Annotated in this window: 4 protein-coding genes and 1 rRNA gene; 1 reads left to right on the top strand and 4 read right to left on the bottom strand. The window is 39.3% G+C overall.

Annotated features, from left to right (window positions below; translation table 11 throughout):
• Positions 1 to 641: ribosomal RNA gene (locus WCS89_04705) — 16S ribosomal RNA — on the bottom strand; the annotation flags it as partial.
• A 491-nt stretch (positions 642 to 1,132) separates the two neighbouring features.
• Here WCS89_04705 and WCS89_04700 point away from each other — a divergent pair.
• Positions 1,133 to 1,747 carry a non-canonical purine NTP pyrophosphatase gene (locus tag WCS89_04700; protein MFA6554770.1) on the top strand — a complete coding sequence of 205 codons (615 nt, stop codon included), beginning with the start codon at positions 1,133 to 1,135 and terminating at the stop codon, positions 1,745 to 1,747.
• A gap of 271 nt (positions 1,748 to 2,018) precedes the next feature.
• Here WCS89_04700 and WCS89_04695 read toward each other — a convergent pair whose 3' ends face one another.
• Genes WCS89_04695 through secD form a run of 3 tightly spaced genes read right to left on the bottom strand, consistent with a single transcriptional unit; the run spans position 2,019 to position 4,911 of the window.
• Entirely contained in the window at positions 2,019 to 2,642 is a 624-nt protein-coding gene (locus tag WCS89_04695; protein MFA6554769.1) for a hypothetical protein, read from the bottom strand.
• 9 nt (positions 2,643 to 2,651) lie between these two features.
• A complete protein-coding gene (secF, locus tag WCS89_04690) occupies positions 2,652 to 3,578 on the bottom strand; it encodes a protein translocase subunit SecF (GenBank protein MFA6554768.1) in 927 nt (308 codons plus the stop codon).
• Entirely contained in the window at positions 3,562 to 4,911 is a 1,350-nt protein-coding gene (gene secD / locus WCS89_04685) for a protein translocase subunit SecD (GenBank protein MFA6554767.1), read from the bottom strand. The genes secF and secD overlap by 17 nt, the downstream gene beginning before the upstream one ends.
• Between the last annotated feature and the right edge of the window lie 188 nt (positions 4,912 to 5,099).

Below are 5,099 nucleotides of genomic sequence, written 5' to 3'. Positions count from 1 at the left end.
ATTCTCGACTGCAGCCACCCGTAGGTGTATGGGCCGTGTCTCAGTCCCATCGGTGGGGGTCACCCTCTCAGGTCCCCTAGGCGTCATAGCCTTGGTGAGCTTTTACCTCACCAACTAGCTGATACCGAACAGGCCGTTCAAAAAGCGGATTGCTCCTTTACCCAACACAAATTTTGAAGAAAAACTTTTTTATTCACACACTTGACATTGACTTTAAATTAGGATGACATATAATATACTAAACCAGAAGAAAGGATCATATGACCTTTATCGCATTCGCAGGTTTAGGTCTTTTGGCTCTTAGCATCATTCTGTTGTTGGCACTTTGTTCAGCAGCTTCCCGTAAGCAACCGTCAAAAGTGTCATTAGAACCCTAAGGAAAAGACTTGTTCTACATCGTCCTGCTGTAAAAAGTAGGGCGATTTTTTTATTATCCATCGTCAATGTATTTTTGTTTCTCACCAAAATTTGCGTTGGGACTATCGGGAATTACCTATCCTTTCGGATAGCTATGCCCGGCTCTATGGTACGTACCTATTTATTACTACCTCGTCTGCCGGTTGCCTTGCGGCCCCCGTGACTTGCATGCCTTATCCACGCCGCCAGCGTTCATCCTGAGCTAGGATCAAACTCTTAACTATAAGCGAACGGAACAAAATAGAAAGTGCTAACAATCTAAATTATTTTCGCTGATCCCTACTCATTGAGTTCATGAATTTTGAACTCTCGTAATCATTGTTAATATTCGTTAACTTGCATCGCCACCAAAGCTCGAACATATAGAGCTAAGGGGCTACTGAATTCGTCTGCCCCGCTAAGAGCAAAACGAAACCTATAATATTCTCTGTCCCGAGTTAGAGGGACAAAAAATAATAAATACATTCTCATTATTTGATTTTCAAAGGACGCGGCCCTTTTCAGGGCGTGATAGCTATATTACAGGCCAGAAAAATAAAGTCAAGGGGCTGTAAATCATAAGACCACGATTACCTAGTTTCGGTTGAAACCTATTGGATTATTGGTATTAACTGGTTTTTCTATTAATTTCTCTAACATCGTATATATGGTGTTAATATGCTTATCTGCTAGTTGATTTCAAGACCTTTAAGATATAAACTCTTTTAAGAAACTTATGAAAAATATAATAGTACTTGCTACAAGAAGTCCAAGCAAAGCAGAACAAATAAAAGCCTTATTTAAAGGATCACCTTTTACGATTCAGACTCTTACAGAATCTGGCATTGAAGGAGAACCTATTGAAGATGGTAAAACTCTTGAAGAAAATGCTTTGAAAAAAGCTCGATTTGCTTACGAACATGCAAATTCTGATGTCTGGACAATAGCTGACGATACCGGATTATTCATTGACGTTCTCAACGGTGAACCTGGTATCAGATCAGCTCGTTGGGCTGGAGACTCAATTCCTTCCGAAGAAACTATGAGATACTGCCTCAAACGACTTGAAAATGCAGAGGATCGATCAGCGACATTTGTAACGGTCGTCGCTGTAATATTACCTAACGGTGATGATTATTGTTTTGAAGGAAGAATTCAGGGACATATACTAGAATCTCCCAGAGTGACACCTCAACCAAAAATGCCCTACAGTTCCCTATTCGTCCCAGAAGGTACGGATTTATCTTGGGCAGAAATGACCGTCGAACAAGAAAATTCAATCTCTCATCGTGGTAAAGCATTCCGAGAAGCACGAGCTTTTTTGGAAAACTATCTTAAAGAAAATTCCTAAGAAACTAGGGGTTAAGAATCTAGAAACACAATTACAGGGCCCAACCCTGTAATTTTTTATTACAACGAACAACGAGTAAAGATACTTGGCCACCCCCTCCCCCCTAGGGGGGAGGGGGTATATTCATATTTACCTATCGGATAAGCCGAGCATCTTTCTTATTTGTTTATTACAAAAATAACTCCTCCGTTTCCGCCACCACCTCGTCCACGATTTCCTAAGTAACAAAAAAGTGACGGATTTTTCGTCACTTTTTTAAAAGTAAAAAATATTAATGGACCAACTTACTATATCCCGGAATAGTCTGAATTCTTAAATATTCACCATACACCCTTCTCCTGCCAAAATCAGTCTTGTACCAATTATCTTTTGTGATTTCTTCAGCACCGTCATGATATGTAACATTAAATGTCTTTTGCATAAGCTTTGTATTTGGTAAAAACCTCTTCAAAGTCAAATATCCTCTGCCAGAAGCATGCGCTTTAAAAACATAAATAATTTTATTAAACTTAGAGAAATCTAATACTTTCAAAGCTTCAGTGACATTCTCTAGTGTATTTCTTGAAACCGTTTCATTGTAAAACAAAACGTCCCTATATTTATCCGTTTTTATATGATCAAGTATCAAAAGACTTTCGGGCTTATCTATTTTCTTACTATCTGTGTACTTAGGTATTCCTCCTGTAACGAAAACCTTATTTGCCAATTTCTTTTCTAATAAACCACAGACTGTCTCCGACAATTCTTGAACATAGTGACTACTACCAAAAACAAAAATGAGGTCAGCCGGTTCAAGTGTATCATCCGCCCTAAAACAGGCTTTGGAAATTGTATCTATTTCTTCTTTAGTTAGATTCGGAACATCTGGTTCCTTTTCTATTAACCTTTTTTCCATAATTTAATCCTATTTACCCTTCCTTCCCCACTTTTCAATAGTAACCAACAATGCTGAACCGATGAAAATAGAAGAATATGTTCCAGCAGCAATACCTACAATAAGAGCTAGAGAGAAATGCTCGGTTGAAGATCCTCCGACAAAATACAAGACGATGAGCGCAATAAGTGTCGTCATGGAAGTATTGATTGATCGGACTATCGTCTGACTGATACTTTGACCAACAACTTCATTGAAAGGTTTATTTGATGAAGATAAACGCAGATTTTCACGAACACGATCAAAGACAACGATAGTATCATGGACCGAGAAACCTAGAATAACTAGAAGTGCAGTGACGAACAAAGTATCAACTTCATAACCATAGAAGTGTCCCAAAATTGAGAAGAGTCCTGTAGGAATGATGACATCGTGAACAAGAGCAATGATGGCCGTCAGACCATATTTCCAAGAAGAAACTGGCTCTGAGACTTTACGGAAAGCAAAAGTAATAAAGAGGACGATACCTAGAATAACAAGGACGATTGAAACCAAAGCTTTACGCAAAGCCTCTGCACCTAGTACTGGACCAATAGAGTCAAAAGTTTTCAATACTGCTTGATCTGTAGTACTAGCTTCCGTATTCAAAGACAAAGCACTCATAACTACTGCTTTCTCTTTCAAATCTATAGGCTTCATGCGAACAATATAAGCATTTGCACCAAATGGACGAACAGAGACTGCTTCATCTATTGAAGAAATAGCGCTTGTAACCAGAGCTTGATCTGGACGGCCAGCTGGATAATCAATTTCAATCAAAGTACCTCCAGTAAAATCAATACCTGGTTTCAAACCCCAAAGAGCAAGCGAAACAAACGAGATAACAATGAGTACCAAAGAAATTCCGTAAAATATTTTTCTGTTATTTATTACCCACATATTATTTTTTGAAACCATTACTAATAAGAAAGGCTGACAATCTCGTAGTCTTTGATGGTGCTACGGCATAGAGGAATATTCTGGAAGCTGTAATAGCGGTGAACATACTAACACAAACTCCAACGACGAATACCAATGCAAATCCTGTAATGACTGAAGTACTACCGAATTTGAATAGAATTAAACCGGTAATAATACTAGAAATGTTTGAATCTCGAATAGAGAGCCAAGCACGGGCAAAACCTTCATGCATAGCATCCCAAATACCACGACCACGAGCCAACTCTTCTTTCATTCTTTCAAAAATAAGAATATTGGCATCTACGGCCATACCGATAGTTATGATAAATCCAGCAATACCAGCAGCCGTGAGAGTTACAGGAATAAGTTTAAACAACATCAACATAAGCGCGGTATAAACACCTAGAGCAACAACAGCTACAAGACCTGGCAAGCGATACCAAATGATGAGAAATAGAGCAATAATCAAGAATGAAATAAAACCAGCCTTAACACCTCCGTTAACTGCAGCTTGTCCAAGTGATGGACCGATAGTCTGTGTTGAGATGAGAGTTATAGGTACTGGCAAAGCTCCGAAATTCAAATTACGAATAAGAGTCTGTGCTTCAAGAAGATCAAAACCTCCACTGATAACAGCTTGACCATTTGGAATCTCTTCACGAACAACTGGCGCTTGAATCAGACGATCATCCAAGAAAATACCAACATAATCACCGACATGACTCTTTGTAATTTCACTAAAAAGTTTACGTCCGTCTGAATTGAAAGTAAGACCAACTTGAGGGGCATTTGTAGTCTGGTCAAAAGCTAGAGAAGCACGTCCAACCATTGTGCCATTCAAGCCAGTTGGCTTGAATATTGCTACATAAGCATCTTCCTGTGTAGTTGTAGAAGTAAATGAAGAAACTTTGGCCTGAAAATCTTTGATGTCCCCAGCAGTAGCTACACGGAATTCCAACCTTGGTGTGGCACCGATAGCAGCAGCCGCTTTATCAGGATCGGTTACACCTGGTAATTCAACAATGAGCTTGTAAGCACTTTCTTTTGAACTGAGAGATGCACCTTCTTCTGTCTGAACCAAAGGTTCACTAACCCCAAAAGTATTAACTCTTTTTTCAACATCATCACGTAAAGCTGACATTGAACTCTTTATATCCGCCGGATCCAACTTTGAAACATCTGCACTGAAGACTAGGTGACTTCCTCCAGAAAGATCCAAACCTAAACGAAAAGGATGTGAACTGGTAGGGGTATTAGATGTATAAACGAAATAACCGATGACTGTAGCAACTATTACTAGCATTACTGCTTTAGCGCGTTGTTTTAACATATTGGGCTATTATATCCACAAACGAAGATTTGTAAATGCCCTTATCGGGAAACAAAAAACTTCAGGTTCATGTTTATCTCGACACGGTCAGCCCTGCTCGTATTAGGGAACGCCTCGCAGGGCTGCCTATTCTCACGACGCTATTCGTAGTTATAAAACTCGCAATCCAGCGTCGTTCCGAAATGTCT

Source organism: Candidatus Paceibacterota bacterium (genome assembly GCA_041666915.1).
Classification (GTDB): Bacteria; Patescibacteriota; Minisyncoccia; order Phycocordibacterales; family PALSA-1337; genus C7867-002.
This window is presented reverse-complemented; position numbering and strand designations above follow the sequence as displayed.